Source organism: Vibrio sp. T13N (genome assembly GCF_032970445.1).
Taxonomy (GTDB): domain Bacteria; phylum Pseudomonadota; class Gammaproteobacteria; order Enterobacterales; family Vibrionaceae; genus Vibrio; species Vibrio diabolicus.
On the sequence record NZ_JAWJYE010000014.1, the window covers coordinates 23,025 to 40,535 of the forward strand.

General features: G+C 45.1%; 23 protein-coding genes. 15 read left to right on the plus strand and 8 right to left on the minus strand.

The window, feature by feature from the left end:
- Positions 1-41: 41 nt before the first annotated feature.
- From arcA to R2S67_RS19085, 6 genes are all read left to right on the plus strand, one after another.
- Complete coding sequence (gene arcA, locus R2S67_RS19060) at positions 42-1,262, plus strand: arginine deiminase (protein WP_301568554.1); 1,221 nt, start codon at positions 42-44, stop codon at positions 1,260-1,262.
- Positions 1,263-1,418: 156 nt separating this feature from the next.
- Entirely contained in the window at positions 1,419-2,423 is a 1,005-nt protein-coding gene (locus R2S67_RS19065; RefSeq protein WP_012841385.1) for an ornithine carbamoyltransferase, read from the plus strand.
- 99 nt (positions 2,424-2,522) lie between these two features.
- Positions 2,523-2,618, plus strand: a complete 96-nt coding sequence (locus tag R2S67_RS19070; RefSeq protein ID WP_031780631.1) for a hypothetical protein — start codon at positions 2,523-2,525, stop codon at positions 2,616-2,618.
- Positions 2,619-2,705: 87 nt separating this feature from the next.
- Complete coding sequence (gene pyrB, locus R2S67_RS19075) at positions 2,706-3,635, plus strand: aspartate carbamoyltransferase (RefSeq protein ID WP_317346686.1); 930 nt, start codon at positions 2,706-2,708, stop codon at positions 3,633-3,635.
- Between the two features lie 15 nt (positions 3,636-3,650).
- Positions 3,651-4,112 carry an aspartate carbamoyltransferase regulatory subunit gene (gene pyrI, locus R2S67_RS19080; protein WP_005381086.1) on the plus strand — a complete coding sequence of 154 codons (462 nt, stop codon included), beginning with the start codon at positions 3,651-3,653 and terminating at the stop codon, positions 4,110-4,112.
- Positions 4,113-4,242: 130 nt separating this feature from the next.
- Positions 4,243-4,632: a RidA family protein gene (locus R2S67_RS19085; RefSeq protein ID WP_005381087.1), complete on the plus strand. Its 390-nt coding sequence runs from the start codon at positions 4,243-4,245 to the stop codon at positions 4,630-4,632.
- 85 nt (positions 4,633-4,717) lie between these two features.
- On the opposite strand, the gene R2S67_RS19090 is transcribed toward R2S67_RS19085, so the two are convergent.
- From R2S67_RS19090 to mlaF, 8 genes are all read right to left on the minus strand, one after another.
- Positions 4,718-5,443 carry a 1-acylglycerol-3-phosphate O-acyltransferase gene (locus R2S67_RS19090; RefSeq protein WP_005381088.1) on the minus strand — a complete coding sequence of 242 codons (726 nt, stop codon included), beginning with the start codon at positions 5,441-5,443 and terminating at the stop codon, positions 4,718-4,720.
- A 146-nt stretch (positions 5,444-5,589) separates the two neighbouring features.
- A complete protein-coding gene (murA, locus tag R2S67_RS19095) occupies positions 5,590-6,855 on the minus strand; it encodes a UDP-N-acetylglucosamine 1-carboxyvinyltransferase (protein WP_046873610.1) in 1,266 nt (421 codons plus the stop codon).
- A 9-nt stretch (positions 6,856-6,864) separates the two neighbouring features.
- A complete protein-coding gene (ibaG, locus tag R2S67_RS19100) occupies positions 6,865-7,119 on the minus strand; it encodes a BolA family iron metabolism protein IbaG (protein ID WP_005396230.1) in 255 nt (84 codons plus the stop codon).
- Positions 7,120-7,122: 3 nt separating this feature from the next.
- Positions 7,123-7,443 carry a lipid asymmetry maintenance protein MlaB gene (locus tag R2S67_RS19105; RefSeq protein ID WP_005396231.1) on the minus strand — a complete coding sequence of 107 codons (321 nt, stop codon included), beginning with the start codon at positions 7,441-7,443 and terminating at the stop codon, positions 7,123-7,125.
- On the minus strand, positions 7,443-8,081 hold the full coding sequence (mlaC, locus tag R2S67_RS19110; protein ID WP_046873609.1) for a phospholipid-binding protein MlaC: 639 nt from the start codon (positions 8,079-8,081) through the stop codon (positions 7,443-7,445). Before mlaC ends, R2S67_RS19105 begins: the two co-directional genes overlap by 1 nt.
- Before the next feature lie 2 nt (positions 8,082-8,083).
- A complete protein-coding gene (mlaD, locus tag R2S67_RS19115) occupies positions 8,084-8,572 on the minus strand; it encodes an outer membrane lipid asymmetry maintenance protein MlaD (RefSeq protein ID WP_012841383.1) in 489 nt (162 codons plus the stop codon).
- A gap of 2 nt (positions 8,573-8,574) precedes the next feature.
- Positions 8,575-9,366, minus strand: a complete 792-nt coding sequence (mlaE, locus tag R2S67_RS19120) for a lipid asymmetry maintenance ABC transporter permease subunit MlaE (protein WP_005396234.1) — start codon at positions 9,364-9,366, stop codon at positions 8,575-8,577.
- A complete protein-coding gene (gene mlaF, locus R2S67_RS19125; protein WP_005396235.1) occupies positions 9,356-10,159 on the minus strand; it encodes a phospholipid ABC transporter ATP-binding protein MlaF in 804 nt (267 codons plus the stop codon). The genes mlaE and mlaF overlap by 11 nt, the downstream gene beginning before the upstream one ends.
- A 374-nt stretch (positions 10,160-10,533) precedes the next feature.
- Here mlaF and R2S67_RS19130 point away from each other — a divergent pair, with 374 nt between their 5' ends.
- The 9 genes from R2S67_RS19130 to rapZ all read left to right on the plus strand — a co-directional run bounded on the left by R2S67_RS19130 (position 10,534) and on the right by rapZ (position 17,511).
- Positions 10,534-11,499, plus strand: coding sequence for a calcium/sodium antiporter (locus tag R2S67_RS19130; RefSeq protein WP_005396236.1), 966 nt, complete (start codon positions 10,534-10,536; stop codon positions 11,497-11,499).
- Positions 11,500-11,528: 29 nt separating this feature from the next.
- Positions 11,529-12,500, plus strand: coding sequence for an arabinose-5-phosphate isomerase KdsD (gene kdsD / locus R2S67_RS19135; RefSeq protein ID WP_047009142.1), 972 nt, complete (start codon positions 11,529-11,531; stop codon positions 12,498-12,500).
- 86 nt (positions 12,501-12,586) lie between these two features.
- Entirely contained in the window at positions 12,587-13,150 is a 564-nt protein-coding gene (gene lptC / locus R2S67_RS19140; protein WP_005396238.1) for an LPS export ABC transporter periplasmic protein LptC, read from the plus strand.
- On the plus strand, positions 13,131-13,625 hold the full coding sequence (gene lptA, locus R2S67_RS19145) for a lipopolysaccharide transport periplasmic protein LptA (protein ID WP_005396239.1): 495 nt from the start codon (positions 13,131-13,133) through the stop codon (positions 13,623-13,625). Before lptC ends, lptA begins: the two co-directional genes overlap by 20 nt.
- Position 13,626: 1 nt before the next feature.
- Positions 13,627-14,352 carry an LPS export ABC transporter ATP-binding protein gene (gene lptB / locus R2S67_RS19150; RefSeq protein WP_005396240.1) on the plus strand — a complete coding sequence of 242 codons (726 nt, stop codon included), beginning with the start codon at positions 13,627-13,629 and terminating at the stop codon, positions 14,350-14,352.
- 50 nt (positions 14,353-14,402) lie between these two features.
- The gene (locus tag R2S67_RS19155; protein WP_005396241.1) at positions 14,403-15,872 is read left to right on the plus strand and encodes an RNA polymerase factor sigma-54; all 1,470 of its coding nucleotides are present in this window, start codon (positions 14,403-14,405) and stop codon (positions 15,870-15,872) included.
- A gap of 24 nt (positions 15,873-15,896) precedes the next feature.
- A complete protein-coding gene (hpf, locus tag R2S67_RS19160) occupies positions 15,897-16,184 on the plus strand; it encodes a ribosome hibernation promoting factor (RefSeq protein ID WP_005381114.1) in 288 nt (95 codons plus the stop codon).
- Between the two features lie 2 nt (positions 16,185-16,186).
- Positions 16,187-16,633, plus strand: coding sequence for a PTS IIA-like nitrogen regulatory protein PtsN (gene ptsN / locus R2S67_RS19165; protein WP_237312666.1), 447 nt, complete (start codon positions 16,187-16,189; stop codon positions 16,631-16,633).
- Positions 16,634-16,647: 14 nt separating this feature from the next.
- Positions 16,648-17,511 (plus strand): RNase adapter RapZ, encoded by an 864-nt coding sequence (gene rapZ, locus R2S67_RS19170; RefSeq protein WP_109170274.1) that lies wholly within the window; start codon positions 16,648-16,650, stop codon positions 17,509-17,511.

Below are 17,511 nucleotides of genomic sequence, written 5' to 3' on the forward strand. Positions count from 1 at the left end.
CTTGTCATAACTAATGGCTGGAAAATTTGTAAGGATACAAAATGAGCAAGCTGTACGTTGGATCAGAAGTTGGTCAACTTCGACGAGTTCTATTAAATCGCCCTGAACGCGCCCTAACCCACTTAACTCCGTCAAACTGTCATGAGTTGCTATTTGACGACGTTCTTGCTGTAGAAGCGGCAGGTGAAGAGCACGATGCATTCGCACGTACGCTGCGCGAGCAAGACGTTGAAGTGCTTCTCCTCCACGATTTACTGGTCGAAACCCTCGCCGTTCCAGAAGCAAAACAGTGGCTGCTAAATACTCAGATTTCTGACTTTCGTTACGGGCCAACCTTTGCGCGAGACCTACGCCAATATTTTTCAGAAATGGATGATGAACACCTTGCCAGCATCTTTTTAGGTGGCTTAGCTTACTCAGAGCTGCCGATCACCTCATCTTCTATGCTGCCAAAAATGAAGCGTCCGCTGGATTTTGTTATTGAGCCACTACCTAACCACCTATTTACGCGTGATACCTCATGCTGGGTTTATGGTGGTGTATCGCTCAACCCAATGATGATGCCTGCACGCCAACGTGAAACAAACCACTTACGTGCGATTTATCGTTGGCACCCAATTTTTGCTGGCCAAGACTTTATCAAATACTTCGGTGATGATGATCTGCATTATGATAATGCGAATGTCGAAGGCGGTGATGTGTTGGTTATTGGTAAAGGTGCAGTTCTGATCGGTATGTCTGAGCGCACGACCGCGCAAGGTGTAGAAAACCTTGCAGCGAGCCTGTTTAAGGCAGGACAAGCAACCGAAGTGATTGCGATTGATCTGCCTAAACACCGTTCATGCATGCATTTAGACACCGTTATGACCCATATGGATGTGGACACGTTCTCTGTTTACCCAGAGATCATGCGCAAAGATCTCGACACATGGCGCTTAACACCAAAAGGCAATGGTGAAATGCATGTTGAAGCATCTCATAACTACCTACATGCGATTGAATCTGCTCTTGGCTTAGATCAGCTGAAAATCATCACCACGGGTGGTGACAGTTATGAAGCTGAGCGCGAACAATGGAATGACGCCAATAACGTTCTTACCGTAAAACCGGGCGTTGTGATTGGTTACGAACGCAATGTATACACCAACGAAAAATACGACAAAGCTGGTATCAAAGTACTGACAGTCCCAGGTAACGAGCTTGGCCGTGGCCGTGGTGGCGCCCGCTGCATGAGTTGTCCGATAGAACGAGACGATATATAACCAATTCGTCCTTTTACATTAAATGAATAAAAACTAAGGTTGATGTGAATGCATCAACCTTTTTTAGTTTTACGTAAAAATAATTATTCACAAATAAAGCATTTATATGTTTTAATGCATTCTATTAATTCAATCACACGTACTAAGGGACGAGCTATGGCTTTCAATTTACGTAACCGCAACTTTTTGAAGCTATTGGATTTCTCAACCAAAGAAATCCAGTTCTTGCTCGAACTGTCTGCAGAGCTAAAAAAAGCAAAATATGCAGGAACAGAGCAGAAGACACTTCAAGGTAAAAACATTGCACTCATCTTTGAGAAATCTTCGACTCGTACCCGATGTGCGTTTGAAGTCGCAGCTTTTGATCAAGGCGCTCAAGTCTCTTACATCGGCCCTTCTGGTTCTCAGATTGGCCATAAAGAATCAATGAAAGACACCGCGCGCGTACTTGGCCGCATGTATGATGGCATCGAATACCGCGGTTTTGGCCAATCCATTGTTGAAGAGCTTGGCACTTATGCTGGTGTTCCAGTGTGGAATGGTTTGACTGATGAGTTCCACCCAACCCAAATCCTTGCTGACTTCCTGACCATGCAAGAGCACGGACGCGGTAAGCAGCTGCATGAAATGACCTTCGCTTACCTAGGCGATGCACGCAACAATATGGGCAACTCGCTCATGGTGGGTGCCGCTAAAATGGGCATGGATATTCGCCTTGTCGCGCCAAAAGCGTTCTGGCCTGAAGAAGATCTGGTGGCAACTTGCCAAACTATCGCGCAGCAAACTGGTGCAAAAATCACATTAACTGAAAGCGTGGAGGAAGGCGTGAAGGGTTGTGACTTCCTTTACACCGATGTTTGGGTATCTATGGGTGAATCCGCTGAGGCATGGGATGAACGTGTGGCTTTAATGACACCATATCAAATCAATATGGACGTGATTAAACAAACGGGTAATCCACATGTGAAATTTATGCACTGTCTTCCGGCTTTCCACAATGATGAGACCACCGTTGGCAAAGAAGTCGCTGAAAAATACGGCATGAAAGGCCTTGAAGTAACAGAAGAGGTATTTGAGTCAGAATACTCCATCGTATTCGACGAAGCTGAAAACCGTATGCACACCATCAAAGCCGTGATGGTAGCGACATTAGGAAGCTAAACTAGCAAGCCAAAACAGCCGCTAAAAACCATGATGTAATCGCTTGCGCTCACGAAAGTTAAGCGTATAATGCTCGGCAATTTGTCTGAGGATTAAGAAATGACCAAGCTAATTGCCGACATGAAAACGCGATTTGCTCTAGCTAAGCGACTACGCTTACGTGGTGTTATTTTCGTTAATTCTATTGAATTTTAAAACCTCCCCATTTGGGGAGGTTTTTTTATGTCCAAAATTCCTTTCGGCAATTTGGATGTAGTCATCAATGTTATAGGGAAGAAGATCATGGCGAACTCGCTTTACCAGAAGCACATCATCTCTATTCCAGAGCTTTCACGTGAAGAGCTGGAACTTATCGTAGAAACAGCAGGCAGCCTTAAAAAAGCACCTCGACCAGAACTGATTAAAAACAAAGTCGTTGCCAGTTGTTTCTTTGAACCATCAACGCGTACTCGCTTGTCGTTTGAAACAGCGATTCAACGCATTGGTGGTGACGTGATTGGCTTTGATAATGATGGTAATACCTCTCTGGCGAAAAAAGGCGAAACACTCGCAGATTCAGTACAGGTCATCTCTTCTTACGTCGATGCCTTTGTGATGCGCCATCCACAAGAAGGCGCCGCTCGCTTGGCCTCTGAATTCTCAAATGGCGTGCCAGTGATCAACGCTGGTGACGGTGCAAACCAACACCCAACTCAAACGCTACTCGACCTATACACCATCGCGGAAACACAAGGTCGTCTAGACAACTTGAACGTCGCGTTCGTCGGTGACCTAAAATATGGCCGCACGGTGCACTCTCTGACTCAAGCCTTAGCGAAGTTTAAGAACATCCGCTTCTTCTTTGTTGCACCAGAAGCATTGGCAATGCCAGATTACATCTGCGAAGAGCTAGACGAAGTTGGCATTCAATATAGCCTACACACGGACATGGAGAGTGTGATTCCTGAACTGGATATTCTGTACATGACGCGCGTACAGAAAGAACGTTTTGACGAATCGGAGTACGCGCACATTAAATCGGCGTATATTTTGACAGCAGCATTACTCGAAGGGGCGCGCGAGAATCTAAAAGTACTCCACCCCCTCCCTCGCGTGGATGAAATCACAACCGATGTTGATAAAACGCCTCATGCTTACTTCTTCCAGCAAGCTCAAAATGGCGTATACGCTCGCCAAGCACTGTTGGCGCTTGTTCTAAACGAAACACTGTAATCGAGGAGAAAACCCATGGCTAAAGAAACTCAATTGCAGGTAGAAGCAATCAAAAATGGCACGGTCATCGACCACATCCCTGCGCAAATCGGCATCAAAGTACTAAGACTGTTCGATATGCACAATTCATCACAGCGCGTTACGATTGGTCTGAACTTGCCATCATCGGCACTCGGTCATAAAGATCTACTGAAAATAGAAAATGTGTTTATTAATGAAGAGCAAGCGAGCAAGTTGGCGCTGTATGCTCCGCACGCGACCGTGAACCAAATCGAAAACTATGAAGTGGTGAAAAAGCTCGCGTTAGAGCTTCCTGAGCGCATCAATGATGTCTTCGAATGCCCAAATTCAAACTGTATTTCTCACAATGAACCAGTAGAAAGCAGCTTTAGCGTATTCGAAAAGAAACAAGAAATCCGCCTAAAGTGTAAGTACTGTGAGAAAGTGTTCTCACGCGAGATCGTAACCGAACGATAAACACGCCGCACGACTAGGCTGTGATACGTTTAAAATACCCTGCAATGTCGGGGTATTTTGCTCTTTACCTACCGAGGGTTTAGAGGCAAACTGAGAATCTTTATTCCCTACAACTGATGGAAAAAATCAAATGACGAAAGTACTTCACACTGAATCTGCACCAGCAGCAATCGGTCCTTACGTTCAAGGCGTAGATCTAGGTAACATGGTTCTTACTTCAGGCCAAATCCCAGTAAACCCAGCGACAGGTGAAGTGTCTGCTGATATCGCAGAGCAAGCTCGTCAGTCTCTAGAAAACGTAAAGGCTGTGGTTGAATCTTCAGGCCTTAAAGTGTCAGATATCGTGAAGCTAACGGTTTTTGTTAAAGACCTAAACGACTTTGGCACGGTGAACGAAGTTTACGGCAAGTTCTTTGATGAGCACGGCGTAGCAAACTACCCTGCACGTTCTTGTGTAGAAGTCGCTCGCCTACCGAAAGATGTTGGTATCGAGATTGAAGCAATTGCAGTTCGCAAATAATTGCACTTGCTGACAAACATAAAAAAACGGGTAGCTCAGGCTACCCGTTTTTTATTATCTTTTCGTGATGATATCGCAGTAAAACTTAAGCAGCATTACGCTGTTTGACTTCTTCATCTAACGATTCAAGCTTCTCTTTCATCTGTTCACGACAGATATTCGCTAGCTCGCGAATGCCCTCTTTACCATAGCCTTCTGTACTGATTGGAGGTAACATTTCAACAATCACATGACCATTGTTCCAACGGTTCAGCTTAATTTTATTCGTCGAGCTACATACGATAGGAATGATGGGCACGCCTGCTCCAATTGCTGCATGAAAAGCACCTGTTTTGAATGGCAGCAGACCACGCCCACGAGAACGCGTGCCTTCTGGGAACATCCACACCGAAACATCACTTTCTTTCATGCTGCTCACGACCTGATCGATAGTACCTTTTGCTTTAGAGCGATTCGCTCGGTCAATCAGAATGTTACCCGTAAGCCAGTAAAGCTGACCAAACAGTGGCATCCAAGCCAAGCTCTTTTTACCTACTGTCACAACTTTCGGAGTCACAGCAGCAGAAACAGTAAACATGTCCCAGTTGTTCTGGTGGTTAGCAATGTAAACATGTTGGCCGCGTGAATACGCATCTTCAGGAATACGCAGCTCTAACTTAATCCCAAATACACGAGACATCTTGGCAAACAAGCGGCCAAAAGTGAAAACGTGCTTAGGGTTTCGGGGGCTTAATAGGCAGTAACCACAACCACCAATAAACATAACAATCGCAAAGATAGCGACAGCAAATACACGTAACAGTGCAATCATTCTTGTTCTCCAGGAACCGGCTTTTGCCAGATACAGCTATTAATTTCTCTCTTTCCATAAAGGATAACTATGGTCATGAGAGTGATATAAAAAAGCCGAAACTCAAGTTTCGGCTCTCTTGATATCCAAGTTACCTGCGGTGCAGTTTAACTTGCCTCGCTCACTCGCTCAATATTTGCGCCAAGTGCAGCCAGTTTATTTTCGATTTTGTCGTAACCACGGTCGATATGGTAAATACGATCAACGATGGTTTCGCCTTTAGCAATACAGCCCGCAATTACCAAACTAGCCGAAGCTCGTAGGTCGGTTGCCATGACTTGCGCACCACTTAATGACTCAACATCACCACAGATAACGGTGTTACCTTCAATCTCGGCTTTCGCGCCCATACGCATGAGTTCTGGTACGTGCATAAAGCGGTTTTCAAAGATAGTCTCAGTGATCACGCCGCCGCCTTTCGCCATCATGTTTAGTAGCGTAAATTGCGCTTGCATATCGGTCGGGAAGCCTGGATGCGGCGCTGTACGTACACTCACTGCTTTCAGCTCGCGATCAGTCATATCAACTGAAATCCAATCTTCACCCGTTTCGACAAGCGCGCCAGCTTCTTCTAGCTTGGCTAAAACCGCTTCAAGCAAATGAGCGTTAGTGTTACGACATACTACTTTACCACCAGATACCGCGGCAGCGACAAGGAATGTTCCTGTCTCAATACGGTCGGCAACTACGTTGTGTTTACAACCACCTAGGCGCTCAACACCTTCAATCGTGATCGTATCTGTACCTGCACCAGAAATTTTTGCACCAAGCTTATTTAGGAAATCCGCTGTGTCTACAATTTCAGGTTCACGCGCCGCGTTGTCTAACGTTGTAGTGCCTTCAGCAAGTGCTGCAGCACACATGATGGTGATCGTCGCGCCTACGCTGACTTTATCCATCACGATGTGCGCACCTTTTAGACGACCATCAACCTCAGCTTTAACGTAACCATCTTCAAGCGTAATCGTTGCGCCAAGCTGCTCTAGGCCAGAAATATGCAGATCAACAGGACGAGCACCGATAGCACAACCGCCAGGTAGAGAAACCTGACCTTGACCAAATCGCGCTACGAGCGGGCCCAAAGCCCAAATAGAAGCACGCATGGTTTTCACCAAATCATACGGTGCGCAGTATTCAGTAATGCTACTTGGATCGACGTGAACAGAACCATTACGGCTTACTTTCGCGCCTAAACGCTTAAGCAGTTCCATGGTTGTATCAATATCACGAAGGTGTGGCACGTTTGCCACTTCTACAGGCTCTTCCGCCAGGATAGACGCAAATAAAATCGGCAGTGCTGCGTTTTTTGCACCGGAAATGGTCACTTCACCAACGAGTGGTTTATCTGACCCAATAACTCGAAACTTTTCCATCAATAAACCTTAAAGCGACATCAGTTTCTTATCACGAGCCCACTCTTCTGGTGTGAACGCTTTAATTGATAATGCGTGAATGTCGTTACGCTGGATGTATTCCATCAGAGGACCATAAATTAACTGCTGCTTCTTAACGCGGCTCATTCCATCGAAACAAGCATCAACAGCAACCACCTCATAGTGGCTACCTTCACCTTTTACATGCACTTCTTGAAGGTTTAGTGCTTCTTCTAATAACTGTTGTACTTTTGCGCTATCCACAATTTACCCCTGATAATTCTGTATGTGTTTGGCCACTAAAGATTCAACATTGCTCAGTTGAAACAAAGTGCGCAGTTGCGCCGGCACGAAACTGAGCATTATATGACAGTTTTGCTTTTTTGCATGCTCTAATAAGTGGATTAACATCACCATTCCTGCAGAGTCGACGCGCTCTATCTCTTTTAACGAGCATTCCAGCTCAGCTTGAGCTGGTTGCCATTGCTGAGCATACGCCCACAATGAGGGTACTGTATCTCTATCAAGTGCCCCTGTTAGCTTAAGAATGTTTTGATCTAATTGCCACTGAGCGGGAGTCTGGGCCATTATTTCTTCGCCTCAAAGCGAATCGGTTCCGCAGCTAATTTCTCTAGATCTTTCGCGACAGATAGAATGCCTTCTTGACGAATTTTGCTATTCCATTCTGACTGTTTGCTAGAGAGTAAACTGATGCCTTCCGCAATCATATCGAACGCTTCCCACTCACCAGATTTGTTGTCTTTACGCAATTTGAACTCTAGCTTGATGTTTGGACGCGGCGTATCGATGATATCAACTTTAATGCTGGTGATACGCTTAGAGTCATCAATGCTAGGCTCAGGACCAAATTCAATTTGTTGGTCACTGTATTGCGTTAGCACCTGGGCATATGAAGCAATTAAGTACGCGCGAAATGCATCGATAAACTCAAGTACGTCTTCACGTTTCGCTCCTTTTAGGTTTGGACCTAGGAGCTTTAACCCAGCATAGCGGTAGTTGACGTAAGGCATTAGCTCTTCTTCGACAATCACCTTGAGTAAATCTGGGTCTTGTTTGATTTTCGGCTGCTCGGCTTTTAATCTTTCGAACGTGACTTCAGCCACTTGCTTCATCATCTTATAAGGTTCAGTTTTATCCACTTCTGCTGCACTTGTACCAAACGCGCTAAACACAGCACAAACTGAAAGTAATAATCTCGCTAACATAGTTATTCCTTACTTGAATCGTCTGAACCACCTACGCTGTAAAGCACTTGACCAATTAAGTCTTCAAGCACGAGCGCTGATTTGGTGTCTTCGATGGTATCGCCATCGACCAGCATGACTTCATCGTCAAAAACAAAGCCTGGTACTAAACCAATGTATTGCTCACCAATCAAGCCAGACGTCAAAATTTGTACGCTCGACGTTTCTGGGAATTGATTGTATTTGCTATTGATCGATAGAGTTACAACAGGTAATAAGTTATCTGGGTTAAGCGAAATATTGCTTACCCGGCCAATCACAACCCCACCCACTTTTACTGGCGAGCGAACTTTTAAACTACCAATATTATCGAACTCAGCTTTGAGGGTGTAAGTATCACCAGAGCCAATGCTTTTTACGTCAGCAACTTGAAAAATCATCACAAGAATCGCGCAAATTCCCGCTAATACAAAGCTGCCAACCCATAATTCAGTTTTACGTGTTTGTTGCATGATTAATTCCCAAACATCAATGCGGTCAGTACAAAGTCTAGTCCTAGTACTGCTAAAGAAGAATGCACAACAGTGCGCGTAGTTGCTCGGCTGATCCCTTCCGAAGTTGGAATAGCATCATAACCATTAAATAGAGCGACCCAAGTAACCGTAATTGCAAACGCAAAGCACTTGATCATACTGTTACCAATATCCTGTCCTAGTTCAACTGAGGACTGCATCGCTGACCAAAAACTGCCATGGTCAACACCTTTCCAGTCAACACCAACAAGCTGAGCGCCCCAAATACCCACTGCCATGAAAATCATAGCCAGTAATGGCATTGAAATAGCACCAGCCCAAAAACGTGGCGCGATCACTCTTTTCAAAGGATCTACCGCCATCATTTCAAGGCTAGAGAGTTGCTCCGTCGCTTTCATCAAACCTATCTCTGCAGTTAACGCAGAGCCTGCACGACCAGCAAACAGAAGTGCAGTGACAACGGGCCCTAATTCACGTAGCAATGAGAGCGCCACCATTTGCCCCAAACTGCCCTCTGCGCCGTAATCCACCAGCACAACATAGCCTTGTAGGCTCAAGACCATACCAATGAACAACCCAGATACGACGATAATAGCCAGAGACTGGACGCCTACGGAATAAAGTTGTTTAACGAGCAGAGGAAAGCTTTTGAGCGGTTGTGGCTTAGTAAACAGTGCCCCAATCAGCATGAAAGTCGCACGACCAAATGCTCCGCAGATGGAGAGCGTTCGTCTACCTAGTGAGGCGACAAAATGCATAAAGTTATCGACCATCAAATAAGTCCTTTTCGATACTTTGAGAAGGGAAGCGAAACGGTACAGGACCATCTGCATCACCTTGTAAGAACTGCTGAACGCGAGGGTCAGGATTCTGATTAAGCTCTTCTGGTGTGCCAAAAGCGATAATTTTGCCATCGGCCATCAGATAAACCCAATCGGCAATACTCATCACTTCAGGCACGTCGTGAGAAACGACTATAGAAGTTAAACCTAACGCTTGATTTAGATTACTAATAAGCTCAACCAAGACACCCATGGTGATTGGGTCTTGTCCGACAAATGGTTCATCGTACATGATTAAATCTGGGTCTAGGGCGATCGCACGCGCCAACGCAGCGCGTCTTGCCATGCCACCCGATAGCTCGCTCGGCATCAGTTGTGCCGCGCCGCGTAGACCGACGGCTTCAAGCTTAAGCAATACCATGGTACGAATCAGCTCTTCAGATAAATTCGTATGCTCTCGCAATGGGAAGGCGACGTTATCAAAGACATTCAAATCAGTGAATAAAGCTCCTGATTGAAACAACATGCTCATTTTCTTTCGAGCATGGTAGAGTTTTTTACGCGAGAGAGAGGGAATATTGTCGCCATCAAACCAGATCTCTCCTTGCTCGGGATACAACTGACCACCAATTAAACGCAGCAGTGTTGTTTTACCAATTCCCGATGGTCCCATAATGGCCGTCACTTTGCCCTCAGGAACATGCAGATCAATACCATCAAAGATCTTGCGCTCTCCCCGTGAAAAAGTGAGGTTGTTCACGGTGACTAAATCGTTGTTCGACATATCATCTCTTCTACTGTCGGAGCGTTGCAACTCACGGCATCATCAACCTGACACACAACGGAGTTGAATTTCACGTTTAATAAAGTAACGTCGGTACATTTATTAGGCTGCAATCATAAGCACATTGGCTTTGAATTTAAAGCACTGTTCAATTAAATAAAGTCGAGTATATACCTGCAATTTTTTATGGATTACGATCAAATCAGCGCAAAGTGTTTAAATCCTAGACAAGAATTGCTGATTTAAATGAACGACATTTGCATACATTTTCGTTACTAACCTTTAATTTATTCGTCGTTTATCTTCCATTTTAGGCCGCAAAAGGTCAAAATTAGCGGTTATTCATTTTACTTATTTAATACTTAGGAATTCTCATGCTCGAAGCCGTAGCGTTGCTTATAGTCGGTCTTGTTTTGCTCGTATGGAGTGCAGATAAACTTGTTTTTGGTTCTGCAGCGATAGCCCGCAACGTCGGTATTTCACCTCTTGTCATCGGCATGACAATCCTTGCGATGGGCTCTTCTGCGCCAGAGATGATGGTTTCTGCAACCGCAGCCTGGGACGGAAAAACCGATACTGCCGTGGGTAACGTTTTAGGCTCAAACATCGCGAACATCGCGTTAATCCTAGGTATTACAGCACTCATCAAACCTCTGTCGATTAGCTCCGCGGTCATCCGCCGGGAACTGCCATTAATGATTGCAGTAACAGTACTCGCCGGTATTCTGCTTTGGAATAGCCATCTCGGTTTTTATGAAGGTGTCTTATTGTTTGTACTCTTTGGGGCATTTTTATTTGCTATGTTGCAGATCAGCCGCAAAGAACAAAAATCAGGTGATGTTTTTCTTGATGACCAAGAGTCAGAGATCCCAGAGGGCGTCAGCAACCCTAAAGCGATCATGTGGGTGGTTATTGGCCTGATACTGCTTCCTTTGGCAGCAAGCATGCTAGTGGATAACGCGGTGATTATTGCAAAGTATTTTGGCATGAGCGATCTTGTCATCGGTCTGACTATCATTGCCATCGGTACTAGTCTACCTGAGCTCGCAGCATCGCTTGCTGGTGTTTTAAAAGGTGAAGACGACATGGCCGTCGGTAACATTATTGGCTCGAATGTGTTTAATATTCTGGCCGTAATGGGCATTCCTGGCATCATTAATCCATCGGTGCTGAGTGAGTACGCGATGGGACGTGACTTCTGGGTCATGTTAGGCGTTTCACTGTTACTTGTCGCGATGTGTTTGGGTAAATCACGCAGTATTAACCGTATTGAAGGTGCAATCTTGTTTGCATGCTTTCTAGGTTATCAAGTGTACTTATTCGCAAACATGGCCGCTTAATTACCACGATAAATAAGTAGAGAACTGATATGTCCAATCAATTTGATTTTCGCGCTGCTGCTAAACAAGTTCTTGATATCGAAGTTGCTGCTCTGCAAGAGCTGGATACCTACTTTGATGATCAATTTGAGAAAGCGTGCGAACTGATCCTTTCCAACAGCGGCAAAGTAGCCGTTATGGGTATTGGCAAGTCAGGCCACATTGGTAACAAGATTGCTGCGACTCTGGCAAGCACGGGGACTTCTGCGTTTTTCGTTCACCCTGGCGAAGCAGCACATGGTGACTTGGGCATGATCAGCCCTGGAGATATTGTGCTCGCAATTTCTAACTCTGGTGAGTCAAACGAAATTCTGTCTCTATTTCCGGTATTAAAACGCCTGAACATCAAGATAATTAGCATGACAGGCAAGCCAGAATCCAATATGGCAAAACTGTCTGACTTGCATCTGCAAATCACGGTACCTCAAGAAGCTTGCCCACTAGGGTTGGCACCGACCAGCAGTACCACGGCCACATTAGTAATGGGAGACGCATTAGCCGTAGCCCTACTTCAAGCGCGTGGTTTTTCTGCCGAAGATTTTGCCCTATCTCATCCAGGTGGCGCGTTAGGGAGAAAACTGCTGCTTAAGTTGTCTGATATTATGCACTTTGGAGAAGCGTTACCTAAAGTTTCTCCAAACGCATTGATTCGTGATGCCCTGCTTGAAATTTCAGAAAAAGGGCTAGGCATGACCGCTATCGTCGATGAACACGATGCTATGCTTGGTATATTCACCGATGGTGATTTACGTCGCACCTTAGACAAACGCATTGATATTCATACGACCGCGATTGGCGAAGTCATGACGACAAATCCAACCACAGCGCACCCTGATATGCTAGCGGTCGAAGGTTTGAACTTGATGCAGAATAAAAATATTAACGCTCTGATTTTATGTAAAGACGAAAAAATTGTGGGTGCACTGAACATGCACGATTTACTAAAAGCTGGCGTGATGTAATATCAGCACAAACATTTAAATCATTTATTACACAAATAAAGGCAATGGTCAGGGAAGTACTGAGCTAAACGATAGGCCTTCATTATATGAGTTTTACTCGCCTTATTTATTTGCTCTTGATCTTCGTTGTCGCATGGTGCGGTTATTACCTACTGACCCCAAAAGGCAACGACGCAATTCAAGTAGCACCAGATTCTGAACTGCCCATGTTCAGTGGTACTGGACTGGAAAACATCACCTATGGTGAAGATGGTGTCCGCAGTTACATCATCCGCTCTACGAACTTAGACCATTATGCTAAGAGTGGAGATACCATTTTTAATAACCCGACTTTGATGGTTTACCGTGAAGGTAGCGTCATTGAATGGAAGGTGACGGCCACAAGAGCCGTGTTAGATGAAGACCAAGTCTTAACGTTATATGACAAGGTCTTAATGCAAAATCTTCTGCCAGGTGCGAGTTTTGATACCATGGCAACAGACAAGTTAGTCATTAATCTAACCAATCGTGATTTTAAAGCTGATCAACAGGTCATGTTGGTTGGGCCACAATTTGAAACTACTGGAGGCGCAATGCAAGGCAACTTAAAGCAGCATACCGCAACTCTGACAGACGAAGTTCAAGGTCGATATGAAACCGTTACACCTTAGCCTACTGGCACTGGTATTGGCGGCGCCTCAAGCGCTGGCACTTAAGTCGGATACTCAACAACCGGTTTACATTAACTCTGACACCCAACAAGTGGATATGAAGAGTAACCAGGTTATTTTTAAAGGCGATGTATCTCTTAAGCAAGGTAGCATCAATATCGATGCTGATAGAATCGTGGTAACGCGCGATCCTAAAACCGAAGCAATCAAACAGATTCAAGCATTTGGTAAACCTGCCAAGTTTTCTCAGCTGATGGACGATGGTAAAACACTGAGTGGTCAAGCTGTGGAGCTGGATTACCGTATTTCTACAGACGAACTGACCATGAAAGGTCAAGCGCAACTGGCACAAGACAACAACACCATTAAAGGTTCTTCGATTCGTTACCAAATTGGTAAACAAAAGCTAGTCGCTGATAGCTCTAAGGAAGAGCGCGTTACGACCATTTTACAACCCAATCAGATAGAGAACTAATATGGCAGTACTGAGTGCGAAAAACTTGGCGAAAAGCTACAAAAAGCGCAAAGTCGTAACCGATGTTAGCTTGGAAGTTGAATCTGGTCAGATTGTTGGGCTGCTAGGCCCAAACGGCGCAGGTAAAACCACCTCGTTTTATATGATTGTCGGCTTGGTGCCACGAGATGAAGGCACCATTACCATTGATGATAAAGACATCAGTATTCTGCCGATGCACAGTCGTTCGCGTCTCGGGATTGGCTACCTTCCGCAAGAAGCGTCGATTTTCCGTAAGCTGTCGGTGGAAGATAACATCATGGCTGTACTCGAAACTCGTCAAGAAATGACACGTGAAGAGCGCCAAGATAAGCTGGAAGATTTGTTAGAAGAATTCCACATTCAGCACATCAGAACCAGTGCGGGTATGGCACTATCAGGGGGTGAGCGACGCAGAGTGGAAATCGCTCGCGCTTTAGCAGCCAACCCTCAATTCATTTTGTTGGATGAACCTTTCGCAGGTGTTGACCCAATCTCGGTTAATGACATCAAGAAAATCATCGAGCATCTACGCGATCGCGGCCTCGGAGTGTTAATCACTGACCATAACGTGCGTGAAACACTGGACGTATGCGAAAAAGCCTATATCGTAAGCCAAGGGCACCTAATTGCATCGGGAACTCCGGCAGAAGTTCTCAATAATGAACAGGTGAAACAAGTTTATCTCGGCGAACAATTCCGTCTATGATTATATTAGGAACGGTAAGATTCTGAGCATTACAAGGTAAGTAACACTGAATGAAACCTTCATTACAACTCAAGCTAGGTCAACAGTTAGCCATGACGCCACAGTTGCAACAAGCGATTCGCTTACTGCAACTGTCGACACTCGATCTTCAACAGGAAATCCAAGAAGCCTTGGATTCAAACCCATTATTGGAAGTTGAAGAAGGCCAAGATGAGCCTCTAGCAAACGGTGAAGATAAATCAGCGGTCGAGGCTGCTGATAGCAACAGTGCTAACGAACCAGCAGACATTGACGTTCCAGACAGTTCAGACGTAATTGAGAAGTCAGAGATCAGCTCTGAACTTGAAATCGATACCACTTGGGATGACGTCTACAGCGCGAATACCGGTAGCACTGGCTTAGCTCTTGACGATGATATGCCCGTCTACCAAGGCGAAACCACGGAATCATTGCATGACTACCTAATGTGGCAGCTTGACCTGACACCATTCAGTGAAACCGATCGTACGATTGCATTAGCGATTATTGACGCTGTTGACGACTACGGTTACCTAACCCTATCTCCTGAAGAAATTCATGAGAGCTTCGATAACGAAGAGATTGAGTTAGACGAAGTAGAAGCCGTTCGTAAACGTATTCAGCAGTTCGATCCGCTCGGTGTGGCATCACGCAACTTACAAGAGTGCCTACTGCTACAGCTAGCGACTTTCCCAGAAGACACACCGTGGCTTGCTGAAGCCAAAATGATTCTTGCGGATCATATTGATCACCTAGGGAACCGTGATTACAAGCTCGTCATCAAAGAGACTAAGCTGAAAGAAGCCGATCTCCGTGAAGTCCTCAAACTTATCCAGCAGTTAGATCCTCGTCCCGGTAGCCGTATCACACCGGATGATACCGAGTACGTAATTCCAGATGTGTCCGTTTTTAAAGACAACGGCAAATGGACCGTTTCTATCAACCCAGATAGCGTTCCAAAATTAAAAGTAAATCAACAATATGCTCAATTAGGCAAAGGCAATAGCGCGGATAGCCAGTACATCCGCAGCAATTTGCAAGAGGCAAAATGGTTAATTAAGAGCTTAGAGAGTAGAAACGAGACGCTACTCAAAGTTGCAAGATGTATTGTTGAACATCAACAAGATTTCTTCGAGTATGGTGAGGAAGCCATGAAGCCAATGGTACTAAATGATGTAGCCTTGGCAGTGGACATGCATGAATCCACGATTTCTCGTGTAACAACACAAAAATTTATGCATACACCACGTGGCATTTTTGAATTGAAGTACTTCTTCTCTAGCCATGTTAGTACTGACAACGGCGGAGAATGTTCGTCAACAGCAATTCGCGCACTCATTAAAAAACTGGTCGCAGCAGAGAATACTGCTAAGCCATTGAGTGATAGCAAGATTGCTGCTCTTCTGGCTGACCAAGGGATTCAGGTCGCAAGACGTACGATAGCCAAATATCGAGAATCCTTGGGAATTGCCCCTTCAAGTCAGCGTAAACGCCTATTATAAGGCACTAACTGAAAAGGAAAGTCTATGCAAATCAATATTCAAGGCCATCACGTTGATCTTACCGATTCAATGCAAGACTATGTAAATTCTAAGTTTCAGAAGCTCGAAAGGTTCTTCGACCATATCAATCAAGTACATGTTGTACTAAAAGTTGAAAAAATCACTCAAATCGCGGAAGCTACGCTTCATATAAATCAAGGCGAAATCCACGCATCAGCTGATGACGAAAATATGTATGCCGCGATCGATTCGCTGGTAGATAAATTGGTTCGCCAACTCAATAAGCACAAAGAAAAACTAAACAGTCATTAATCATGCAACTGAGCGAAATACTGTCATTGGACTGCACCAAGAGTGCGGTCCACTGCACGAGTAAAAAACGCGCCCTTGAAATGATCAGCCGCATCGTGGCTGATCACACGGGCCAAGATTCTACCGAACTGTTCGAGTGCATGCTCAACAGAGAGAAAATGGGCAGTACTGGTATCGGAAACGGTATTGCGATCCCACACGCTAGAATGCAATCGAGCGACAAGGCTATTGCTGTCTTGCTGCAATGTGATGAAGCCATTGAATTCGATGCGATTGATAATCGACCTGTCGACCTTCTTTTTGCGCTCCTTGTACCAGAAGAACAGTGCAAAGAGCACCTCAAGACTCTATCCTCTATGGCAGAACGTCTGAGCGATAAGCAAGTATTGAAACTACTGCGCAATGCTCAGAGTGATGAAGAACTTTACGACATCATGATTCACCAATAAGCAGGACGGACATCATGCGACTAATCGTGGTTAGCGGGCACTCAGGTGCCGGTAAGAGTATTGCGCTGCGCGTACTGGAAGACTTAGGTTATTACTGTGTTGATAACCTCCCAGTGAATTTGCTGGACGCATTTGTTCACTCTGTTGCTGACAGCAAGCAGAATGTTGCGGTAAGCATTGATATTCGCAATATCCCTAAAAAGCTAAAAGAACTGACTGGTACACTGGAGCAGTTGAAAACAGAGCTTGATGTGACCGTGCTTTTCTTGGACGCCAATAAGGAAACGCTACTCAAACGCTACAGCGAAACACGCCGAATCCACCCTTTATCTTTAGGTGGCACCTCTCTCTCCCTTGACCAAGCCATCGAGCGTGAGAAAGAAATTTTAACGCCACTTAAAGCGCATGCCGATCTTGTACTGAACAGCAGTGGACAATCTTTGCATGAGTTGAGTGAAACCGTGCGTATGCGTGTTGAAGGCAGAGATCGCAAAGGGCTTGTTATGGTATTTGAGTCTTTTGGCTTCAAATATGGCCTGCCTTCCGATGCCGATTACGTATTCGACGTTCGCTTCTTGCCCAACCCACATTGGGAACCAGCGTTGCGCCCACTTACGGGTTTGGATGCCTCTATCGCCGCATTTTTGGAGCAGCACCAATCGGTGTTAAGTTTGAAATACCAAATTGAAAACTTTATAGAGAATTGGTTACCTCTGCTCGAGAAAAACAACCGCAGCTATTTGACCGTTGCAATAGGTTGTACCGGTGGTAAACACCGTTCGGTGTACTTAACTCAGCAAATCGGTGAGTACTTCGCCAATAAAGGACACCAAGTGCAAATTCGCCATACCTCACTAGAGAAAAACACTAAGGAGTAG